Annotated in this window: 21 protein-coding genes; 6 read left to right on the forward strand and 15 right to left on the reverse strand. The window is 73.8% G+C overall.

The genetic code is table 11. From position 1 onward, the window contains the following. Nucleotides 1–2 precede the first annotated feature (2 nt). The 3 genes from AOM09_RS11405 to AOM09_RS11415 are packed head-to-tail and all read left to right on the forward strand — an operon-like array spanning nt 3 to nt 4,871. Nucleotides 3–1,595 (forward strand): ABC transporter ATP-binding protein/permease, encoded by a 1,593-nt coding sequence (locus AOM09_RS11405; protein ID WP_062388460.1) that lies wholly within the window; start codon nt 3–5, stop codon nt 1,593–1,595. After that, nucleotides 1,592–3,250, forward strand: a complete 1,659-nt coding sequence (gene cydC / locus AOM09_RS11410; protein ID WP_062388463.1) for a thiol reductant ABC exporter subunit CydC — start codon at nt 1,592–1,594, stop codon at nt 3,248–3,250. Before AOM09_RS11405 ends, cydC begins: the two co-directional genes overlap by 4 nt. 25 nt (nt 3,251–3,275) lie before the next feature. Then, a complete protein-coding gene (locus AOM09_RS11415; protein WP_062388464.1) occupies nt 3,276–4,871 on the forward strand; it encodes a GAF domain-containing sensor histidine kinase in 1,596 nt (531 codons plus the stop codon). A 115-nt stretch (nt 4,872–4,986) separates the two neighbouring features. Here AOM09_RS11415 and AOM09_RS11420 read toward each other — a convergent pair whose 3' ends face one another. The 10 genes from AOM09_RS11420 to AOM09_RS11465 form a co-directional block, all read right to left on the reverse strand. Further along, nucleotides 4,987–5,604, reverse strand: a complete 618-nt coding sequence (locus tag AOM09_RS11420; RefSeq protein ID WP_062388467.1) for a response regulator — start codon at nt 5,602–5,604, stop codon at nt 4,987–4,989. Between the two features lie 21 nt (nt 5,605–5,625). Then, a complete protein-coding gene (gene mutM, locus AOM09_RS11425) occupies nt 5,626–6,555 on the reverse strand; it encodes a bifunctional DNA-formamidopyrimidine glycosylase/DNA-(apurinic or apyrimidinic site) lyase (protein ID WP_062388470.1) in 930 nt (309 codons plus the stop codon). A 9-nt stretch (nt 6,556–6,564) separates the two neighbouring features. After that, the gene (gene rnc, locus AOM09_RS11430) at nt 6,565–7,263 is read right to left on the reverse strand and encodes a ribonuclease III (RefSeq protein ID WP_062388472.1); all 699 of its coding nucleotides are present in this window, start codon (nt 7,261–7,263) and stop codon (nt 6,565–6,567) included. Between the two features lie 30 nt (nt 7,264–7,293). Next, nucleotides 7,294–7,488, reverse strand: a complete 195-nt coding sequence (gene rpmF, locus AOM09_RS11435; protein WP_062388475.1) for a 50S ribosomal protein L32 — start codon at nt 7,486–7,488, stop codon at nt 7,294–7,296. 2 nt (nt 7,489–7,490) lie between these two features. Beyond that, nucleotides 7,491–8,048: a YceD family protein gene (locus tag AOM09_RS11440; RefSeq protein ID WP_062388651.1), complete on the reverse strand. Its 558-nt coding sequence runs from the start codon at nt 8,046–8,048 to the stop codon at nt 7,491–7,493. Nucleotides 8,049–8,437: 389 nt separating this feature from the next. Continuing rightward, entirely contained in the window at nt 8,438–8,923 is a 486-nt protein-coding gene (gene coaD / locus AOM09_RS11445) for a pantetheine-phosphate adenylyltransferase (RefSeq protein WP_062388478.1), read from the reverse strand. Beyond that, nucleotides 8,920–9,501, reverse strand: a complete 582-nt coding sequence (rsmD, locus tag AOM09_RS11450) for a 16S rRNA (guanine(966)-N(2))-methyltransferase RsmD (RefSeq protein ID WP_062388481.1) — start codon at nt 9,499–9,501, stop codon at nt 8,920–8,922. Before rsmD ends, coaD begins: the two co-directional genes overlap by 4 nt. A 16-nt stretch (nt 9,502–9,517) precedes the next feature. Further along, nucleotides 9,518–10,762: an AGE family epimerase/isomerase gene (locus tag AOM09_RS11455; RefSeq protein WP_062388484.1), complete on the reverse strand. Its 1,245-nt coding sequence runs from the start codon at nt 10,760–10,762 to the stop codon at nt 9,518–9,520. 57 nt (nt 10,763–10,819) lie between these two features. Beyond that, nucleotides 10,820–13,084 carry an ATP-dependent DNA helicase RecG gene (locus AOM09_RS11460; RefSeq protein WP_062388487.1) on the reverse strand — a complete coding sequence of 755 codons (2,265 nt, stop codon included), beginning with the start codon at nt 13,082–13,084 and terminating at the stop codon, nt 10,820–10,822. After that, nucleotides 13,042–14,556: a DAK2 domain-containing protein gene (locus AOM09_RS11465; RefSeq protein WP_062388490.1), complete on the reverse strand. Its 1,515-nt coding sequence runs from the start codon at nt 14,554–14,556 to the stop codon at nt 13,042–13,044. Before AOM09_RS11465 ends, AOM09_RS11460 begins: the two co-directional genes overlap by 43 nt. A gap of 222 nt (nt 14,557–14,778) precedes the next feature. Between AOM09_RS11465 and rpmB the strand changes: the two genes are divergently transcribed. Next, nucleotides 14,779–14,970, forward strand: coding sequence for a 50S ribosomal protein L28 (gene rpmB, locus AOM09_RS11470; RefSeq protein ID WP_042216526.1), 192 nt, complete (start codon nt 14,779–14,781; stop codon nt 14,968–14,970). 293 nt (nt 14,971–15,263) lie between these two features. On the opposite strand, the gene AOM09_RS11475 is transcribed toward rpmB, so the two are convergent. Then, on the reverse strand, nt 15,264–16,205 hold the full coding sequence (locus tag AOM09_RS11475) for a thiamine-phosphate kinase (RefSeq protein ID WP_062388493.1): 942 nt from the start codon (nt 16,203–16,205) through the stop codon (nt 15,264–15,266). A 232-nt stretch (nt 16,206–16,437) separates the two neighbouring features. Between AOM09_RS11475 and AOM09_RS11480 the strand changes: the two genes are divergently transcribed. Further along, entirely contained in the window at nt 16,438–16,914 is a 477-nt protein-coding gene (locus tag AOM09_RS11480) for a hypothetical protein (RefSeq protein WP_062388496.1), read from the forward strand. Nucleotides 16,915–16,958: 44 nt separating this feature from the next. Here AOM09_RS11480 and AOM09_RS11485 read toward each other — a convergent pair whose 3' ends face one another. The 4 genes from AOM09_RS11485 to AOM09_RS11500 form a co-directional block, all read right to left on the reverse strand. Beyond that, nucleotides 16,959–17,933, reverse strand: coding sequence for an NAD(P)-dependent alcohol dehydrogenase (locus tag AOM09_RS11485; protein WP_062388499.1), 975 nt, complete (start codon nt 17,931–17,933; stop codon nt 16,959–16,961). 102 nt (nt 17,934–18,035) lie between these two features. Beyond that, nucleotides 18,036–18,263, reverse strand: coding sequence for a helix-turn-helix transcriptional regulator (locus AOM09_RS11490; RefSeq protein ID WP_062388509.1), 228 nt, complete (start codon nt 18,261–18,263; stop codon nt 18,036–18,038). Next, on the reverse strand, nt 18,263–18,709 hold the full coding sequence (locus AOM09_RS11495; RefSeq protein ID WP_062388512.1) for a hypothetical protein: 447 nt from the start codon (nt 18,707–18,709) through the stop codon (nt 18,263–18,265). Before AOM09_RS11495 ends, AOM09_RS11490 begins: the two co-directional genes overlap by 1 nt. 207 nt (nt 18,710–18,916) lie before the next feature. After that, nucleotides 18,917–20,272, reverse strand: a complete 1,356-nt coding sequence (locus tag AOM09_RS11500) for an MATE family efflux transporter (protein ID WP_062388515.1) — start codon at nt 20,270–20,272, stop codon at nt 18,917–18,919. Nucleotides 20,273–20,348: 76 nt separating this feature from the next. Here AOM09_RS11500 and AOM09_RS11505 point away from each other — a divergent pair, with 76 nt between their 5' ends. Next, entirely contained in the window at nt 20,349–21,518 is a 1,170-nt protein-coding gene (locus AOM09_RS11505; RefSeq protein ID WP_062388517.1) for a GGDEF domain-containing protein, read from the forward strand. Nucleotides 21,519–21,544 lie beyond the last annotated feature (26 nt).

Raw genomic sequence — 21,544 nt, forward strand, 5'->3', positions numbered from 1 at the left:
CCTTGAAGCCGCTCGATCCGAGGCTCATCCGTCGGATCGGCCCGGCCCGCCGTTACATCCTCGTGACGGCGGGCCTGGGCTTTCTGACGGCCCTGCTCATCCTCGCCCAGGCGCTGCTGATCGCGCGCCTGCTCGCACCGGTGCTGGCCCCCGCCCCGCTCACGGAGGACGGCCTGCACTGGTGGGGTCGCCTGATCCCCGAGGGGACCCGCACCCTCGCGACGGGCCTCGCCGCCCTCGCCGCGGTGGTGCTCGCGCGCACCGCCATCGCGTGGCTCCAGGAGCGTCTCGCGCACCGCGCGGGCGTGCGCGTGGTCGCCCGGCTGCGCGAGATGGTGGTGGCGCACGTCGCGTCACGCGGACCCCGCTGGGACACGGGCGGCCGCACCGCCCAGGCCGCGACGCTCGTCACGCGCGGGCTCGACGACCTCCTCCCCTACTTCGTGCGGTACCTGCCCCAGCTCGCGCTCGCGCTCACGGTGACCCCCGTGATGATCGTGGTGGTGCTCGGCCTCGACTGGCTCTCTGCGGTCATCGTCGTCGCCACGCTGCCCCTGGTGCCCGTCTTCATGATCCTCGTCGGCCTCGTGACGCAGGAGCGCTCGGAGCGCCACCTCGCGGCGATGCAGCGCCTCGGGGCGCGCACGCTCGACCTCATCGAAGGGCTGCCCACGCTCAAGGCGCTCGGGCGCGAGCGCGGCCCGGCCTCGCGCGTGCGCGAGCTCGGCGACGCGCAGCGCCGCGCGACGATGGGCTCGCTGCGCGTCGCGTTCCTGTCAGGCATGGTGCTCGAGCTGCTCACCACGCTCGCGGTCGCGATCGTCGCCGTGACGATGGGCTTCCGCCTGGTCGCGGGCGGCATCGGCATCGAGACCGCGCTCGCCGTGCTCGTGCTCGCGCCGGAGGTCTACCTCCCGTTGCGCAACGTGGGCATGCACTTCCACGCCTCCGCGGACGGCCTGGCGGCGGCCGATGCAGCGTTCGCGCTGCTCGACGAGGCGGACGCCGCGCCCTCCAGGGCCACGCTCGGCCCGGCGCCCGACCCGCGGGGCCTCCCGCTCACCGTGACGGGCCTCTCGGTCGCGACCCCGGCGGGCACACGCCTGGCGCCGGCCGCGCTCTCGTTCACGGCGTCCCCCGGCACGATCACCGCGCTGCGGGGCCCCAACGGCGACGGCAAGTCCACCGCCCTGCTCGCGCTCACCGGGCTGCTCACGCCGGATGCCGGCGCCGTCAGCGTGGACGGCACGGCGGTGCTGAGCGCCGACGCCGCCGTCGACGAGCCCTCGTGGCTCGCGCACGTCGCCTGGGTCCCTCAACGGCCCGACCTCGGACCCGCCGGGCGCACGCTCTCGCTGGGCCAGCGTCAGCGCACCGCGCTCGCTCGCGCCTTCGAGTCCGGCCGGGCCGTGGTCCTGCTCGACGAGCCCACCTCGCACCTCGACCGTGCCTCCCGCGCCGAGGTCATCGCCGGGATGCGGGCGCTCGCCGACGGCGGCGCCACGGTCGTGGTCGCCACCCACGAGGCGGAGGTGCTCGCCGCCGCCGATGCGGTGGTCGACGTCACCGCCGCCCGGCTTGAGGCGACGGCATGAGCGCGGCACCACGCTCCGACCTCGCCGTCCTGCGCGACGCGATCCGCGACACCGGCGTGTCCCGCTGGGCCGTCGTGCGCGCGGTGCTCGCGGGGACGATGGCGCTCGGCTCCGCGGTGGGGCTCGCCGCCGTCGCCGCGTGGCTCATCGCGAAGGCCGCGCAGATGCCCTCCCCCGCGGACATCGCGCTCGCCGCGACCGTGGTGCGATTCTTCGGGATCTCGCGCGGGCTGTTCCGCTACCTCGAGCGCCTCGCCAGCCACGACGCCGCCCTGCGCGGCGTGGTGACGCTGCGTGAGCGCGCCTACGATCGCCTCGCCCGCTCCGACGCGCGCGTGATCCTGGGCCTGCGCCGCGGGGACATCGTCGCGCGCATGGGTGCCGACCTCGACGCGATCGGCGACGTGCTGGTGCGTGCGGTCATCCCGCTCGCGGTGGCGGTGTCCGTCTCCGCGATCGCGGTCGCGATCGTCGCGGTCATCCTGCCCCCGGCGGGAGCCGTGCTGGCGCTGTGCCTCGTCCTCGCGGGCGGGGTCCCGGCGCTGCTGACGGCGCGGTCGGCGCGCATCGCGGCCGTCGTCGGCACCCGCGCCCGCGCCGAGGTGTCGGCGGCGGCGTTGTCCGCCATGGACGGCGCCACCGAGCACCGCGCCTGGGGCACGGCGCACGAGGCGACCGCCGCCCTCGCCCGCGCCGACCGGGAGGCCGAGCACGCCCACGAGCTCGCCGCCCGCCCGGCGGCGTGGGCCGCCGGCTCCCAGGCGCTGTTCTCCGGGATCGCGCTGGTCGCGCTGGTCGGGCTCGGCGTGCTGGCGGTCCAGGCGGGCGAGCTCGACGGCCCGCTCGCCGCGGTGGTCGCCCTGCTCCCCCTCGCGGCCTTCGAGGCCGTGGGCACGGTGCCGCCCGCGGTGCAGCAGTACTACCGCTCGGCCGCCGCGGCGCGCCGGCTCGCGGAGCTCACCGAGGACGCGGGTGCCGCGACCACGGGCGCCGCCGGTGACGCCGCGGTCCCGGCGCCCGGCGCATCGTCCCTCTCCCTCGACGCGCTGAGCGTCGCCTGGCCCGGGATGACGCCCACGCGGCCCGTGACGGCGCACGTCGCGCCGGGCGAGGTCCTCGCCGTGGTGGGACGCTCAGGTGTGGGGAAGACGACGCTGCTCGCCACCCTCGCGGGCGCGTTGCCGCCGGCGAGCGGCACGGTGCGCGTCGGCGGCGCATCGTCCTCGCCCGCCCTCACCGGCGCGGTGGTCGCGATGACGGCCGAGGACGCCCACGTGTTCGGGACCACGGTGCTCGAGAACCTGCGCGTGGCGCGCGGGGACGTCGACGAGACCCAGGCGTGGGACGCCCTCGCGCTTGTGGGGCTCGACGGCTGGGTCGAGGGCCTGCCCGACGGGATCGACACCGAGCTGGGCGCCGGGGGGCGCACCGTGTCGGGCGGCGAGCGCCGGCGGCTGCTCCTCGCGCGCACGAGCCTCGTGCCGGCGCCCGTGATCCTCATCGACGAGCCCGCCGAGCACCTGGACGATGCGGGCGCGGACGCGGTGCGGGCGATGGTGACCCGGATGCGCCGCGAGGGCCGTACGGTTGTCCTCGTCACCCACGACCTCGCGCTGCTCGACCTCGCGGATTCGGTGGTGAGCCTCGATGACTGAACCGTCCCCCCGCAAGGAGCCCCGCTTGTCGGACGCGATGACCGATGCGATCGTGTCGCTCAACCTCGAGCTCGACCTCGATCACACGCTCGACATGCTGCTGACGGCGCTCGTCGCGCAGACCGGCGCGAAGTTCGCCGCGATCAACGTGCTCGACGACGAGGGCATCAGCGTCGACTTCCACTACACGGGCATGCCCGAAGGGGTGTGGGACCACATCCGGCGCGCACCGAACGCCGTCGGCGTGCTCGGGCAGATCCCCGACGAGGGCACGCTGGTGCTCGCCGACCTCACGCAGCATCCGGCGTTCCAGGGCATGCCCAAGCACCACCCGCCGATGGGCTCGTTCCTGGGCACGGCGCTGCGCGTGCGCGGCAGCGTGTTCGGCTACCTCTACCTCGCGAGCAAGCCCGGCGAGTTCACGCCGGAGGACGAGGCCGCGGTCGCGGCGCTCGCCGCCGCCGCCGCCGTCGCGATCGACAACGCCGTGCTGTACGAGAAGGCGCTCGCGCGCGAGCGGTGGCTCACCGCCTCGCAGGACATCACCACCGCGCTGCTCGCGGATCCGGGCGACGAGGAGGTCTTCGAGACGATCGTGAGGTCGGCGAAGGACCTCGCGGGCGCCGTGAACGTCGCGCTCGTGCTCCCCGGCATGGACGAGACGTGGACGATGGAGATCACCGCCGGCCCGCGCGCCTCCGAGCTGCTCGGGCTCGAGCTGCCCCAGGAGGGGCGCGCGATCGAGGCGATCCGCTCGGGCGAGGGCGTCATCGCGACCGAGCCCCCGGGGAGCATCGTCCTCGAGGCGGTCCAGTCATTCGGCCCCACGATGTACGCGCCGCTGTCGGCCGAGCATCGTCCCGTCGGGCTCCTCATGCTGTGGCGCGACCGCGGCATGCCCTCCTTCTCCTTCGAAGACCTCGAGATCGCGCAGCGCTTCGCGACGCAGGCGGCCATGGCGCTGTCCGTCGCCGAGCTCCAGCACGTGAAGAGCAAGACCACGCTCCTGGAAGAGCGGCAACGGCTCGCGGACGACCTTCACGACTTCGTGTCGCAGGAGCTGTTCGCGACCGCGATGCAGATCGAGTCGATCGCGGGCGACCTCGAGCCGCGGCTGTCCACGCGCCTGCTCCGCACGCTCGACCACGTCAAGCGCGCCCAGCGCGAGGTCCGTGGCGTCATGAGCTCGCTCGCGGGGCACCGCACCTCGGAGCCGATCTCGGAGCGGATCCGCCGCGAGATCGTCATGGGGACGGACTCGCTGGGCTTCGCGCCGCGCATCCAGGTCGACTGGGCGCAGGTCTCCCACGCCATCGCGGGCGACCCGTCCCTGTCGGACGACGTGGTCGCGGTGGTCCGCGAGCTGCTGTCCAACGTGGCGCGCCACTCCGAGGCGACCTCGGTCTACATGGCGATCTCGGGCGACGAGGGACGTGTGGCGGTCACCGTGTCCGACGACGGCATCGGCCCCGGCGGCGCGACCAACCGGCACTCCGGCACGTCGAACCTGGCGAACCGTGCGCTGCGCCGCAACGGCACCTTCACGCTCGCGCCCTCGCGCCCCGGCGCGGCGCGGCCGGGCACGGTGGCGGAGTGGAACGTGGAGGCGGCGGGCCGCTAGCCCTCCGCTTGACACTCACAACGGAGTGAGTCCCGGTTCGCCTGCGTGTCGCGGCTCCCGGCCCGGTCTGTGCCGGCGTGTCGCGCCGAACTCCGTTGCCTCTGTCAGGTGGGGGTCAACCGCGGAAGGAGTGCGCGCGCTTCGCGGTCGCCCACGCGACCACCTGCGTGCGACGCTGCAGGCCCATCTTCGCGAGCACGCTCGTGACGTGGTTCTTCACGGTCTTCTCCGCGATGCCCAGCTTCTCCGCGATCTCGCGGTTGGCCAGGCCCGCGCCCACGAGGTCGAGCACGCGGCGCTCCATCGGGGTGAGGCGGGCCACCACGTCGTCCTCGTGCACGCTGATGTGCTGGCCGTGCTCACGGCCGCTGGCGGCGTCGCGGACGGCCTTGAGGACCTCGTGCGAGTCGGCGGTCTTGGCGAGGAACACGTCGGCGCCGGCGTTGCGGGCCGCGGCACGCGCCTCGTCGTCGTCGTAGCTGGTCAGCACCACGATGTGGGTGTCGGGCAGCTTCGCGCGGACGTGGTTGATGACGTCCAGGCCCGTGCCGTCCGGCAGCCGCAGGTCGGACAGGATGACCTGCGGGCGCACGGCCTCGGCACGGCGCACGGCCTGCGCCACGGTCGAGGCCTCGGCGACGACGGCGATGCCGTCCGCGCGCTCGAGGATGTCGCAGATTCCGCGTCGGACGACCTCGTGGTCGTCGAGCACCAGCACCGTGATGTCAGACATAAGGGAGATGCTACAGCGGTCCTAGGACCCAGGACCTGCGCGACGCGCAGACCAACGCCGCTGGCAGCGCGCGCACCAGTGGGTCGAGCGACCCCCGATGGTCGCGCGGCGCAGCGGCGAGCCGCACCGCGAGCACGGCTCGCCCTCCCGCCCGTACGCCTCGAGCGAGCGCGAGAAGTAGCCCGACTCACCGTTGACGTTGACGTAGAGCGCGTCGAAGGAGGTGCCGCCCTGTGCGAGGGCGCGCGACATGACCTCGCGCGCCGCGCCCAGCAGCGTGCGGGCGGACGATGCGGTGACGGCCTCGGCGGGACGCTCGGGATGGACCCGGGCGAGCCACAGCGCCTCGTCCGCGTAGATGTTGCCGATCCCGCTCACGACCGTCTGGTCGAGCAGCACCTGCTTGATGCCGCGCGTGCCGCGCCGGAGCGCGCGCGACGCTTCAGCGTGATCGAGCGCGGGGTCGAGCGCGTCCCTCCCGATGTGGGCGACCGAGAGGGGCAGCAGCGGGAGCACGGTGCCCTCGCCCCCGGGTCCGCCGTCGGGCGTGGCGACCAGCGGCTCGACGTGGAGGTAGCCGAACGTGCGCTGGTCGAGGAAGTCGAGCGTCAGCGCCGGGTCCGTCAGGGTCAGGCGGGCGCGACAGTGCCGGTGCGGCTCAGGGGCGTCGACGTGGACCCGGAACTGCCCCGACATGCCCAGGTGGGCCGACAGCGCGAGGAGGGGCGCATCGTCCCCGGGTTCGGGGGCGAGCTCGGCCCACAGGAACTTGCCGCGGCGTACGAGGCGCGACAGCGTCAGGCCGCGGACCTCGGCGGCGAACTCGGCGGGGCCACCGGGAAGGAGCCGCACGCATGAGTCGCGGCGGATGTCGACGTCGGCGATGCGCGCGCCCGCGACAAGCGAGGCGAGGCCGCGACGGACCACCTCGACCTCAGGCAGCTCAGGCATGCGGCCGCGTCAGTCGGCGGTGGTGAGGGCGGCGTACGCCTCGGCCGCGGCGTCCTGCTCGGCGTGCTTCTTCGCCGTGCCTGTGCCGGAGCCCTTGGGCTCGCCCGCGATGAGGACCGTGGCGGTGAAGCGGCGCGCATGGTCCGGCCCCTCGCCGGTCACGGAGTACACGGGGCTTCCGAGGCCGCGCTCCGCGCAGGCCTCCTGCAGCGACGTCTTCCAGTCGAGCGCGACGCCCGACGTGGCTGCGGCCGCGAGGCTCGGGCCCAGCAGGCGGAGGATGACCTCGCGCGTGACGTCGATGCCGTGGCTGAGGTAGATCGATCCGAGGACCGCCTCGAAGGCATCGCACAGGATCGAGTCCTTGTCGTTCCCGCCGGTGGCGCGCTCGCCCTTGCCCAGCAGGATGCAGGGGCCGAGCCCGATCTCACGGGCGACGACCGCGAGGGCCCGCTGCGAGACACAGGCGGCCCGCATCTTCGCGAGCTCGCCCTCGGGCAGGTCGGGGTGGGCGTGGTAGAGGCGGTCGGTGACCACCACTCCCAGGACGGAGTCGCCCAGGAACTCCAGTCGTTCGTTCGTCGGGAGGCCTCCGGCCTCGTACGCGAACGAGCGGTGCGTGAGCGCGAGCACCAGCAGGTCGGGGTCCACATGGACACCCAACCTGCTGATCAGGGCGTCAGCTGACTGCTGCCCCGGAATGCTCATACGCTCGCGTCACGCCACCGCGCGCGGGCGTCAGCCCGCGTGCTCGGTGCGCAGCGCCTCGACGTACTGACGCCCGTTGTAGGCACCGCACGTGGGGCACGCAGTGTGCTGCAGCTTGTCGGCCTTGCACTGGGGGCACGTCGAAAGGTTGGCAGCGGTCGTCTTCCACTGCGAGCGACGTGCACGCGTGTTGCTGCGCGACATCTTGCGCTTCGGAACAGCCACGGCTAACTCTCTTTCTCGTCGGTAAAACTCTGGAGTGCGGCCCACCTCGGGTCCAGCACCTCGTGCGCGTGGTCCGGATCATCCGCGAGCCGCGCGCCACACTGGTCGCACAGGCCCGGGCAGTCCGGGCTGCACAGCGGTGTGAACGGGAGGCTCGTCACCACCGCGTCTCGCACCACTTCTTCGAGCTCGAGGTTCTCACCATCGAATCCGAAGACGTCCTCCGAGTCCTCGTCCTCGCCCGCGTTGCGCGCGTCGGGGTACTCGAACAGCCCCTGCACCGGTGCGGCGATCTCCTGCCGCACCTGGTCCAGACATCGTCCGCACTCCCCGATCGCCGTCCCGTTGACGGTTCCGGAGACCCAGATGCCCTCCTGCACGGATTCGAGGCTCAGGTCGAGCCGCACCTCCGCGCCTTCGGGCACCCCGATCAGATCGGTGCCGAGGACCGCGGGGGCCGGGAACACCTCAGAGACGATGCGCTGCGCGCCCGGGCGCCGCACGATGTCTCGAACAGAGAAGGTGTACGGCGAGGGTGCAGGGCGTGAAGTGTGAGCCACACGCGCCTCCTGGTCGTTCCGGTCCGCGGGGACCTCGGCCTCGCCTGTCGGCAGGGCCAGCCCACAACTGTACGCGATGCGGGCGGTTTCGGCCAACCCGGGTGGGCCGGCCGACGGACCATTCTCGCATGCGCGCGTGCTCCGCGGCGCCGCGCCTCGCGCCACGCCTCGCGCCGCCGGATCTCCGAATGGGGCGCTCAGCGTCGCTATCGCGCCACCGCTGCCTCCCTTGGGGCACTCGCAGTCGGCCGCGCCTCGTCCCCCGACACCCGGCGCCCGATGCCCCATGGCGCGCACGCGGCCGGGCGAAGCGACCATCACCGCCCCATTCCGGCGGGGGGCGGGGATGCGGGGGGCGAGGCGCGCTCGGGCCTCAGGCGCGCCCGGCCTCAGGCGCGCTCGGCCGCGAGCGCCGCCGCGACCGCGTCGACCACGCCGTCCGGCACGTACCGGCCGATCGCGCCCCCGTGGCGCGCGACGTCGCGCACGAGCGAGGAGGCGACGTGGCTGAGCGCGTTGTCGCCGGTGATGAACACCGTCTCGATGCCGGTGAGCGAGCGGTTCATGAGCGCCATGGGGCGCTCATAGTCGTAGTCGGCGCCGCCGCGCAGCCCCTTGACGATCACCCCGGCGCCGATGTCCTTGCAGAAGTCGACCAGCAGCCCGTCGACCGCGGTCACCTCGACTCCCTCGAGCGGCTGGACCGCCCGGCGCGCGAGCTCGACGCGCGTGTCGAGGTCCAGCAGCGGCGACTTGGTCGAGTTGTGCGCGACCGCGATCACCACCTTCGAGAACATCGAGCGGGCACGCGTCGCGATGTCGACGTGGCCCCAGGTCATCGGGTCGAAGGAACCGGGGAACACTGCGGTGGTCATGGCTCGACGCTACCGCCGTCGCCCTCGCGCTCCAACCGGGCGGCATAGTGGATCGCCGTCTCGCCGTAGGCCTTCGAGGCGACCGGCTCGAGGGTCTCCGGCCATGGTGCGTCGCCCGCGCGGGACGCCCACTCGAGGACCACGACGCCGCCTTCCGCGAGCCTGTCGCCCACGGCGACGAGCACCGCGGCGAGGTCCTCGCGCGCGATGTCGTAGGGAGGGTCGAGCAGGACCACGTCGAACGGCTCCCCCGCGCGCGACAGGTACGGGCGTACGCGCTCCTTCACCACGGTCACCGCGCCCGCCGCACCCAGATCGCGCACGTTGCCGCGCAGGACGGAGACGGCACGCGCATCGGCCTCGACCAGGGTGGCCGAGGCGGCACCCCTGCTCACCGCCTCGAGCCCGAGCGCACCCGAGCCCGCGAACAGGTCGAGCACCCGTGCGCCGCGCAGGAGGTCCTGGTGGTCGAGGCGGCTGAACACCGCCTCGCGCACGCGGTCCGTGGTGGGCCGGGTGCCGCGCGGCGGCACGGCGATGCGACGTCCGCCCCAGCGGCCCGCGATGATCCTGGTCACGCGACCAGCCTAGGGGTCACGCGTCGATGCGGCGGAGCACCTCCAGGCACGCGCGGGCGTTGTGATAGGGGCACTTCCATGGCCCCATCTTGAGGTCGCCCGTCCCTCCAGACAGCGGCCGGTTGCGCTCGTCGAGGCGCGCGTGCCACTCGCCGTGCTCGCGGTCGACCACGTGCTGCTCGATGAAGTCCCACGCGCGGATCGCGGCGCGCCGGTCCTCGGAGCGCCCGGCGAGCTGGAACGCGTTGAGCCAGCCCACCACGCCCTCGGCCTGCGGCCACCAGTGCCGGTCACGGTCCGTAGGCCCGTCCGGCCCGCCCGCGTAGAGCACCGCGCCGTCCGCGGCGACGCCGTGCGTGCGCACGGCCTCCGCGAGAGCGAGCGCGGCCTCGCGCGTGCGCCACTCGAGGTCTGCGTCCTCGAGCCCGTGCGCGGACAGGGCCTCCCACGCGTCCCACAGCAGCCACGACGTCTCGATGTCGTGGCCGTAGGACACACCGTCGGAACGACGGTCCCAGTCCTCGTCGAAGTAAAGCGCGCAATGCGCGAACGGCGCCTCGGCGACGATGCAGTCGAGCGTGGTGCGCAGGAGCGTCTCGAGCGCCTCCGCCACGGCGGGGTCGACCGAGGCGCGCAGCAGCTCCGTGAGCGCCTCGAGCACGTGGAGGTTGGTGTTCATCGACTTCGGCACGTCGGGGTCGAGCTCCGACAGCGCGGTGCGCTCCGTAGGCGTCCAATCGCGCGCCCGTGCCTCGGCGTAGCCGCCGAACTCGCGGTCGCGTGCGGCGCCGTCCAAGGTCGAGGCGAGCCAGAGGGCCCGCGCGAGCGCGTCCGCGTCACCGGCGACCCTCGCCCAGCGCGCGAGCGCGTACATGGTGAAGGCCTGCGCGTAGATCTGCTTGCGCTCGTCGAGCACCGCTCCCTGAGCGTCGACCGACCAGTACACGCCGCCGAACTGCGCGTCCCACATGGGGCCCGTGAGCTGATCGAGCGCGCGGCGCGCGGTCGCGAGGAGACGGTCGCGCCCGTGCGGAACCGCATCCGCGGCGGCGGAGAAGGTCCACAGGATCCGCGCCGCGAGGACCGCGTGGCGCGGGAGGTCGTCGAGATAGTCCAGATCGTCGCTCACTCCGCCGCGCAGGGTCCCGTCCTCGGCGAAGGCATGCGCCTCCCAGAACGGCAGGATCCCCTGGACCAGCTCGCGCTCGGCGAGGTCGCGCAGGGCGGACAGCTGACGATCGGCGCTGATGGCTTCCGTCATGCAGAGAACTGTAAACGCTGTCATGCGGGACCACGGCACGCGATGACACCGGCGGCGTCACGACCGCGTCAGGAAGTCCTCGCGTTCCGGGTCGAGCAGATCCGCGATCGCGTCCGCGAGCCCGGGATGATCGGCCAGCGTCGGATCGGCGCCCACCAGGGCCGCCGCCTCCGCGCGCGCCTCCTCGATCACCTTCGCGTCGCGGACCACGCGCAGCAGGCGCAGCGAGTTGCGCCCGCCCGACTGCGCGGCGCCCAGCACATCGCCCTCGCGGCGCAGCTCGACGTCCTTCTCCGCGAGCGCGAAGCCGTCCGTGGTGGCCGCGAGCGCGCCGAGGCGCTCGTGCGCGACGGTGCCCTCCTGCGCGTGCGAGACGAGCAGGCAGACGCTCGGCTTGTCGCCGCGGCCCACGCGACCGCGCAGCTGATGGAGCTGGGAGATGCCGAAGTGCTGAGCGTCGAGGATCACCATCGCCGTCGCCGCGGGTACGTCGACGCCCACCTCGATCACGGTCGTGGCGACCAGCACGGGGGCCTCACCCGAGGCGAAGGCCGCCATCGCGTGGTCCTTCTCCTCGGGCGTCAGGCGCCCGTGCATGACGCCGATCCCGATCCCCGCGAGCGCGTCCGTGGCGCGCAGTGCCTCGGCCACGTCGAGAACCGCCGCGAGCGGCGGCCGGGACGATGCGTCGGGCGCCTCCCCCGCATCGTCCGCGAGCGCGTCGAGCGGCGTCTCCTCGGCCTCCTCCTCGGAGTCGCCGTCGATGCGCGGGCAGACCACGTAGGCACGGCCGCCCCGGTCGACCTCCTCGCGGACCCGCGCCCACACCCGGTCGATCCATGCGGCGTTCCCTGCCGGCACCAGGTGGGTGAGGGTCTCCTGCCGGCCCGCGGGCCGGTCCGCCAGGACCGAGGTCTCGAGATCGCCGAACACCGTCATGGCGACGGTGCGCGGGATCGGGGTGGCGGTCATCACGAGCGTGTGCGGCACCTGACGGCCGCGCGCCCGCAGCGCGTCGCGCTGCTCGACGCCGAAGCGGTGCTGCTCGTCGACCACGACGAGGCCCAGGTCCGCGAACTGCACCGTGTCGCCCAGCAGCGCGTGCGTGCCGACCACGATCCCCGCCGCACCCGACGCCGCCTCCGCGAGCGCAGCACGCCGCTCCCGGAACCCCTGCGACCCCGTGAGCAGCACCACGCGCGTCGCGTCGTCTGCCGCGGTGAGCATCCCGCCGTCTCCCAGCGGTCCCAGGAGGTCGCGCAGCGACCTTGCGTGCTGCGCCGCGAGCACCTCCGTGGGTGCGAGCAGCGCCGCCTGGCCGCCGGCGTCGACCACCTGGAGCATCGCGCGCAGCGCGACCACGGTCTTGCCGGCGCCGACGTCCCCCTGCAGCAGCCGCAGCATCGGGGTCTCGCGCGCCAGGTCGGCCGCGATGGTCGCACCCACCTCGTGCTGGCCCGCGGTGAGCGCGTACGGGAGCCGCGCGTCGAGCGCGTCGACCAGACCGCCTGCGCGCGCGGGCCGTGCCGTGGCGGACAGCGCATCGTGATCCGCGCGGCGGCGGGCGAGCGCGGTCTGGAGCACGAGCGCCTCCTCGAAGCGCAGCCTTTCGCGACCCCGCCGGTGATCGGCGTCGCTGTCCGGGACATGGACCAGGCGCAGCGCCTCGAGCAGCGTGGAAAGCCCCCTCCGCTCGCGCAGCTCCGCGGGGATGGGGTCGGGGACGTCGGCCTCCGTGAGCGGGTCGAGCACGGCGCGCACCGCCCGGCCGATGCGCCACGTGGGCACCGCGGCGGCCGCCGGGTACATCGGGATCGGGCGGGAGGCCTCCGCCAGCGCCTCGTCCTCGTCCGCGGCGTCGACCCCCACGATGAGGTAGTCGGGGTGCGTGAGCTGCCGGCGACCGCGGTAGTCGCCCACGGTGCCGGTGAAGAGCCCGCGACGGCCCGCGCGGAGCTTGTCCTCGTGGAGCCGGAGCACGCCCGCGCGCTTGGCGAAGAACGTCAGCTGGAGGGTGTCGTGCCCGTCCGTCACCACGGCCTCGAGCATCGCGCCGCCGCGCGACCGCATCTGCCGCACGGTCGCGGTCCGCACCTGCGCTATCACCGTGACGTGCTCGCCCTCCCGGAGCTCGCCGAGGCGCGTGAGCTCGCCCGGAGCGCCGTAGCGGCGCGGATAGTGGCGGAGCAGATCGCCGACCGTGGCGAGCCCCAGCTTCTCCAGGGATCCGGCGGTGCGGGTGCCGAGGACCTTGCTCAGCGGCTCGTCGAGGCGCCCGGTCACGCCGGCGCCCTCTCCACCCCGATCAGGACAGGAGGCCATTCCTGGCCGCCCCGGTAGACGGCGACCTCGGCGCCGGGCGCCCGGGCCTCGATCGAGGCGCGCGCCTCGTCGGCCACGGACGGGTCGATCCCTCGCGCGAGCACGAGCGTCACGACGTCGGTCTGCGGGCCGACGAGCGCATCGAGGTTGCTGTCGAGCGCATCGCCGGTGCTCTCCCCCACGACGGTCGCGTCGACCGCCGCGCGCATGAGCGCCTCGATGTCCTCTCCCGGCGTCGCGAGCGCCGACGCCGCGACCGCGGCGATCAGGTGCGCCTCATGCGTCGCGTCGATGATGACCAGGTCGGGCTTCCCGCGCTTGTCGGCGAGCTCGTGCGCGGCGCCGCGGAGCGCGGCGTCGCCGGCGATCACGATGGCCTCGGCGCCCGAGGCGTCACGCACCGCGCGGCGCAGGTCGCGCTTGCGCAGCGCGCCCGGATCCGGCACGACGAGCACCACCGCGCCCGCATCCGCGAGCGGCTCGGCGAGGCCGGGGCATGTGGTCAGCGCGACGACGCCCGTGGCGGCGCGGTCCTGCACCATGCTCATCGCGATCGACCGCACCACGATTTGGTGCGCCTGCACGTCCTCGGCGATGGCGACCGCCTGGGCCGGCGTGTCGCTGTGCACGTGGGCATGCAGCAGTCCCATGCCGGAGGTCACGGTGACAGAGTCGCCCACGGCGCGCAGACGCTCGACCATCTCGGCGCGCGAGCCCTCGTCGCGGTCCGCGACGAACATGACCTCGTAGGCTCCGCCATGCTCGTCGCCGTGACCGGGGTGGCCCGGCTGAACCCGACGGTGGCGGTGGCCCGGCAGCTCCCACGCCACCTCGGGGTGGTGCGCGAGCGCGTCGGCGCCCGCGATGGTCTCGGCGAGCATCTCGAGCTGGAGCACGAGCGCGGCCGCGCCGGCGTCGACGACCCCGGCGTCGCGCGCGCTCGGCAGCTGCTCGGTGGTGAGCCGCAGACCTTCCCGTGCGCCGTCGACCGCGGCGACGATCGCCTCCTCGCGCGAGCCTCCGCGTGCCGCGACCGCGGTCGAGGCACGCGCGGCGGAGCGCGCGACCGTGAGGATGGTGCCCTCGACCGGCGTGCCCACGGCCGCGTACGCCGCCTCGGACGAGCGCGAGAGCGCCTCCGCGATCCCGGTCGCGTCCACCGTGTCGAGCCCGCCGTGCGCGTCGACCACCCGCAGCAGGGCGGACAGGTACTGGCTCACGATGACGCCGGAGTTGCCGCGGGCGCCGAGCAGAGCGCCGCGAGCGAACGCCGCGGCGACGTCACGATGCGACGCGTCGGCGGGCAGGCGCGCGATGGCCCGGTTGCCCTCCTGGAGGGTCAGGTAGACGTTCGTCCCGGTGTCCGAGTCCGCCACGGGAAAGACGTTGATCGCGTCGAGGTGGCCCCGCGAGCGGCGGACGGCGTCGAGGCCCGACCCGAGCCAGCGGCGCAGCGCATGCGCTTCGCTCACGGGTCACCTCCGACGCTGGGGCGGCACGGGGTCGCCGCTCGCGTACTATCGTGGCACGGCCCACCGACACCGTGGACATCCCTCCCGGTACGCGCCTCGCGCATCGTCGGGTTTGCCGTGATCCGGGTTCTTCGGTTAATCTATTGCGGTTGCCCGAGCACCCGGGCCCCCAAGCTTTGCGGTCCGGATCACCGGTCCGCGCCAGAAACTAGGAGAACTATCGTGGCTGCCACCTGCGACGTCTGCGCCAAGGGACCGTCCTTCGGTCACAGCATCTCGCACTCGCACCGCCGCACCAAGCGTCGCTGGAACCCGAACATCCAGCGCGTGCGTGCCGTGGTCGCGGGTACCCCCAAGCGACTCAACGTGTGCACCTCGTGCCTCAAGGCCGGCAAGGTCCAGCGCGCCATCTGATGGATGCGCGCTCCGGCGCGTATCGGCGCGGCTGACAGCCGACCCCACCCCGAGACGGGCGTCCTCTCCTCCGAGGACGTCCGTTTTCGTTTGCCCGACCGCAGGCCGTGGCGATGGCGGGGTGACGCGGTGCCGCACGTGCATCGGTCTCGGCTCCGCGGCGGCGGACCCGCCGCCGCCTGGTCCGTCATGCGTGCCGCGACCGACCGCCCCGCCGGATCGGTGCACGAACGCCCCGACATGCGTGTCGGCCGCGCGCGGCGACGCGCCCGCGAGGCAGGCCCGGCCCGAGCTCAGCCGCCGAAGTGGTCCCACCCGAGGGAGTCCGGGACCGCGCCGTCGAGCCGCACACCCGCGAACGCGTCCGTGGTCTCGCCCACGACCGTCCAGCCGGCGGGTACGGCGGACTCCCGCGGGAACACCGCGAGCATGTGGTGGTCCTCGCCCCCGGTGAGCGCCCACGGCCGCGGATCGATCTGCAGCTCGAGCGCCGCGAAGCGCGCGCCCTCGTGCACCGGCACGCCCTCCGCCCGGATGTCGATCCCGACCTCCGACGCGCGCGCGATCCGGGTCGCATCCCGTAGCAGGCCGTCGGAGATGTCCATGAGCGCGGTCGCGCCGTGGAGCGCCGCCTCGAGCCCGGCGCCGATGCGCGGACGCGGACGCAGGAACAGCCCGATGGTCTCCTCGTCGATGCGACGCCCCTCGGTCAGCTGCACGTAGCCCGCCGCGGCCGCGCCGAGCGGGGCGGACACCGCGACCACCTGGCCGGGCAGCGCATCGGCCCTGGTGACCGGCTCGGTGCCGTGCGTCTCCCCCAGCACGGTGACGCACACCGAGACCTCGCGGGCGCCGGACAGGTCGCCGCCGACGACGCCGACGCCGTGGGGCTCGCATGCCTCGCGCACGCCGTCGGCGAAGCGCATCACCCAGTCGGCGTCCAACGACGATGGCGCGGCGAGCGTGATCTGGAGCGCCGTCGGCACGGCGCCCATGGCATCGATGTCGGCGAGGTTCTGCATCGCCGCGCGCCACCCGACGTCCTCGGGGGTCGACCAGTCCATCCGGAAGTGGCGGTCCTCGACGAGGATGTCGGACGAGACCACCAGGTCGCCATCGACCGCGACCACCGCCGCATCGTCGCCCGGGCCGAGGATCTCGGCATCGGACACGGGCAGCCTCGGGGCGAAGGCCGCGATGAGCGCGTCCTCCCCCATCTCGCCGATCGTCGTCATGGGTCAAGGCTACGGGCGGCGGAGGCCGCCGCCGTGCGGGCGGCGGGACGATGCGCGAGCACGTCGCGCTGTCCCCAGAAATAGGGGTGGCCGACCACCACAAATGGGGGCATTCCCGGCATTGACCACGTCCTCGCGACCGCCGATCCTGAGTGGCGCGGGCCGAGGCGCCCGAGTCTCCGGCGGGCACCAGATCCCGCGCTCGCGCCTCCTCCCGCGGGGGGAATCGATCATGCGCACCACCTACCGCGCGCTCACTCTGCTGCTCGTCGCTTTCGCTGCGGTCCAGGTCGCCGCGCTCGCCTGGTTCATGGGCGGAGCGATCACCTGGACCGATGGGGGCGGCACGCTCACGCGCGACCTGATGTGGGGCGACGCCGTTCCGTTCATCGAGGTCCACGGTCTCGACATCGCCTGGTTCGTCGGGTCGGTGATGGTGCCGTGCGCGGCCCTCGCCACCGTCGTGGTCGCCCTCGCCTGGCGCAACGAGCTCGCGATCCTCGCCTCGCTCGCGATCCTCGGGCTCGCATTCGCCGAGGCGTTCGTCCTCAGGGGGGTCGTCACCGGCCTCGCCGCCCCCGCGCTCCAGGGGGCCGCCGTGGTCGCCATCGCGGCGCTCGCCGCCGTCGCTCCCAAGGGAGCGGCCTGGGCCACCCGGAACCGCGACAAGGTGCGCGCGGTCTACGCCCACACGCCGCTCGCCGCCTGATGGCACCTCGGTGGGCCGGGATCGCGCCCCGGCCCACCGCGGCATCAGGCCACCTGTACCACCAGCTTGCCCGCGACATGCTGCGCCTCGAGCCGCGCGAACGCCTCGGCGGTGCGCTCCAGCGGGTACGCGCCGGCGATCACGGGGCGCACGCAGCCCTCCTCGATCCAGGCCGCGACCCTGCTCAGGTGCTCGGTGGTCGGCTCGGTCCCGACCACGACCACGCGGCGGCGGGCGAACGGGCTCGCCGCCTTCGCGGAGAAGATCGCCCACGCGGGGCCGAGCAGCGGCCCTCCGCCCAGGCCTCCGGCCGCGAGGTACACGCCGTCGGAGGCGATGATCCTCTTGAGCCGCGTGAGGCGCGTGGTCCCGACCGTGTCGTAGACCACGTCGAAGACCTCGCCGCAGTCGAGCACGTTTTCACGCGTGTAGTCGATGACGCGGTCCGCGCCGAGCAGGGACACCATCGCGGCGTTCGCGCCCGAGCACACCGCGACCACCCGGCGCGCGCCGAGGACCCGTGCGATCTGCACCGCCAGGTGGCCCACACCCCCCGACGCGCCGATCACCAGGACGCTCCTGCCCTCGCATCCACCGCCGTCGGCGAACCCGCCGAGCGCCGTGACCGCGGCGATCGGCACCGCGGCCGCCTCCTCGTCGGTGGCGCCGGCGGGGGTCCGCGCGATCTTCGACGCCTCCGCGACCGCGAAGTCGGCGCACCCGCCGAAGCCGAGGAAGCCGAACACCCGGTCGCCGACCGCGAGCCCCTCGACGCCTGGACCGAGCGCGTCGACCTCGCCCGCCGCATCGGCCCCCACCACCCGCTGTCCGGGCGAGCGCAGCCCGAAGCTGACGCGCGCGAGCCACGGGTCGCCCCGATAGATGTGCCAGTCCCAGGGGTTGAGCCCGGCGGCGGTGACGCGGATGCGCACCTGCCCTTCGCCCGGCTCGGGAATCGGGATGTCGCGCAGCTCGTGCGACTCGGGTCCTGCGTAGCTGTCGTAGGTGACGGCCCTCATGGGACGCTCACCGCCTTTCGTGGTCCGGCCGCCGAGGGCCGTGGGAGGGTGCGCTTCGCCCCGGCCGCGGCGCGGCCGTGCGGGGCGTGCGGTGACGAGCGGCTAGGCCTGCTCCGCCTCGGGGTACTGGAAGACCGCGTCGAGGGGCACCTCGAGGGCCCGCGCGATCTGGAAGGCCATCTCGAGCGAGGGCGAGTAGCGCCGCTGCTCGATGGCGATGACCGTCTGGCGCGTCACGCCGATGCGTGCCGCCAGCTCGGCCTGGGTCATCTCCCCATGCGCGAACCGCAGCGCGCGGATCGCGTTGGTGACCTGGGTGGACCGGCCCATCACAGCCCGGTCCGGTACGCGTGGATGCGGCTGCCCGCCGCGATGATCCCGGCGAGCAGACCCGCGAGGAACAGCGCGTTCGCCGCCCAGAAGCGGTCGACGTCGAGCATGAGCAGGACGGTCGCGGCCATGCCTCCGAACGAGGCCATCGTGTACGCGCGGGCGTTGCCGATGCGCTCGATCTCCTTGTCGCGCACGTCGCCGTCCTCGAAGTCCGGCTTCTCCCCCGCGACCTCCGCGCGGACGCCCGTGGCGATCGCCGAGGCGATCACGCCGGCGATGATGAGCACGATGAGCGCGCCCCAGGCCCACAGCATCGGCGCGACCCAGGAGACGTCCTCGATCGGCCGGTCCGCCGCCTGCGTGAGGATCACCGTGAAGTACACGATGCCGACCAGCGGGAACACGACGAGCGTGGCCCACACGGTGCGTTCGGTCATGGTCATGGCGACTCCCGATGTCAAAGGTTCTTGACATCTCGAACGTAAGCCGGACTTGACATGATGTCAAGACTTCTTGACACCCCCGCCTGACAGCGGCAACGGAGTTCGCCGCGACACGCCGCGCTCACGGCCGAGAGGGCGCCCCCGCCCCCGCGTGTCGGGACCAGCTCCGTTGGCAGTGTCCAGGCGGGGAGGGTCCGGCGGGGAGGGTCAGGCGTGCACGGCCGCGAGCCACGCCCCGCGGCGCGTCACGCGGGCGTAGGCGATCGCCAGGAACGCGCCGCGGGCGACGTTGAACAGCAGGAACGCGCGCCACACGTCGTCGTTGCGGGGGTCGCCGATCCACGCGATGCCCGCGGCCAGCGCGGGCACGAATACGAGCGCCGCGGAGGCCGCCATCGTGACCGCCATGGCGCGCGTGCGCCCCGATCCCAGGAACACGCCGTCGAACAGGTAGGCGAGGGACGATGCGAGGGGCAGCCACACGACCCAGCCGACATAGCGGTCGGCGGCCTCCGTCACGGACGGGATCGAGGTGAGGACCCCGATGAACGGCCCCGAGGCGACGAGGTACAGGAGCGTGAACGCCGCGCCGATCGCGACGGCGGGCAGGGCCGATGCGGCCACCGCGCGATGGAACGCCGGCACGTCGCGCCGGCCGATCTCGCGCGACACCATCGCCTCGGCCGCGTGGGCGTAGCCGTCCTGGCCGTAGCTGGCGAGCAGCATGAGCTGCATGAGGATCGCGTTGGCCGCGAGGATGTCGGGGCCGAGCCGCGCGCCGTACGCCGTGACGAACGTGAGCACCGCGTAGAGGATCGCGGTCCGCACCAGCAGGTCGGTGTTCATCGAGGCCAGGCGCCTCCACCCCGACCTCAGCCCCCGTCCGCGCCACCGCCGCGCCGCGGCCCGCGTGGACGGCCCCGCCGCGCGCCACCACAGCACGACGGCGACGGCGAGACCCAGCCATTCCGCGATCACCGTCGCGGCCGCGGCGCCGGCCGACGCCCAGCCGAGCCCGCCGACGAAGGCGACGTCGAGTCCCAGGTTGACCACGTTGACGGTCGCGACGATCGCCAGCGGGCGCCGCGTGTCGCCGGCGCCGACGAACCAGCCGGAGATCACGAGCGTGACCAGGGCGGCCGGCACGGAGCCGACGCGGATCCACGCGTACTGGATCGCGAGGTCGCGCACCTCGCCCGCGGGCGCCAGCAGCGCCATGACCGCGGGGACGGCGACCCACTGCGCCGCGAGCGCCCCCGCGCCGAGCGCGAGCGCGAGCAGCGCCGAGCGTTGCGCGTGGGCGACCGCCGCATCGTCCTGCCCCGCGCCGAGCGCGCGGCCCACGAGCGACGTGGTGCCGGTGCGCAGGAAGCCGACGAGCCACATCACCGCGCTCAGGACCGTGGAGCCGAGCGCCACCGCGCCGATGTGCGTGGCGTCCGAGAAGTGGCCGAGCATGGCGGTGTCGACGAGCCCGACGAGCGGCACGGTGACATTGCCGACGATCGCGGGCCACGCGAGCGATAACGCGCGCCGATGCGGGAGAGAGCGGAGCGCGATCACCAGGCGACGCTACACCGCGCCCCGGGGTGTGACCTGGCTCATACCCGGCGGGCACGGGTGCGGCTAGGGTACGGCCGTGCTCGATCCCTTGACGCTGCGTGTCGCGCTGGCCGCCGTGGCGGCGACCCTGCTCGTGCTGTCGTACGTGGGGGTGTACCGGCGCGACCGCTCGAGGTACTCGGCGTGGTGGACCGCGTCGCTCGTCACCTCGGGCGTCGGCACCGCGCTGTACCTGTTCAACGGCACGGACGCCCAGGTCGCCGCCAACCCGGTGGCGAACATCCTGTCGGCGCTCGCCGCCGCCTGCACCTGGGGCGCCGCCCGCTCCCTCAGCGGTCGCGCGACCCCGTGGCGCGCGGTGGCCGTCGGCCCGACGGTGACGGTGCTCATGTCGATGCTCGAGCATCCGTCGACCAACGTCTGGGCGGGCAACGCCGCCCTCTTCGTGAGCATGGCGACGTATCTGTGGCTCGCCGCGTTCGAGATGCGTCGCGTCAGCCGCGAGCGCCGCGAGAGCGGGGGACGCTACGCCGGGTCGCGGGCGGATCGCGCGACGGTCGTACTGGGGATCGGCGTGTGCGCCCTCGCCGCCTTCTACACGCTCCGAGCGCTCCTGTACCTGGTGGTCGGTCCTCACGATCCGGTCTTCGCGTGGACCGTCGGGACCACCCAGACCACGATCGCGCTCATCATCGCGCTCGTGGTGGTGACCTTCACCATGTCGGAGATGAGCCTGGCGGAGAGCGTGTTCGACCTCGAGATCCGGGCCACGAGCGACCCGCTCACCGGCCTGTGGAACCGCGCGGAGTTCGAGCGTCGGGCGTCGGCCCGCGTCGCCGCACGGCGCGGCCGCTCGACCATGGTCGTCGCCGATCTCGACCACTTCAAGAGCGTCAACGACGCGCATGGCCACGAGGCGGGCGACCGCGCGCTCGAGGCGTTCGCCTCGGCCGTCCGCCATGCGATGGGACCGCGCGACATCGCGGGACGCGTGGGCGGCGAGGAATTCGCGCTCCTGCTCGCCACGTCGGACGTGCAGGTGGCCACCGCCCGCGTGGAGGCGCTGCGGCGCGAGTACGGAGAGGCCGGCGATCCCGCCGCACCCGACTTCCCGACGGTGAGCTACGGGGTCACGGTGGTGGCCGAGGGCGACGATCTCGCGTCGGCGCTGCGCCGAGCCGACGCCGCGATGTACCGCGCGAAGCGCGAGGGCCGCGACCGCGTGGTGGTCGACGGCGCGAGCTGACACGGCGGCGTCCCGCGCATCGTCCC

This window comes from Demequina iriomotensis, assembly GCF_000971395.1.
Lineage (GTDB): Bacteria > Actinomycetota > Actinomycetes > Actinomycetales > Demequinaceae > Demequina > Demequina iriomotensis.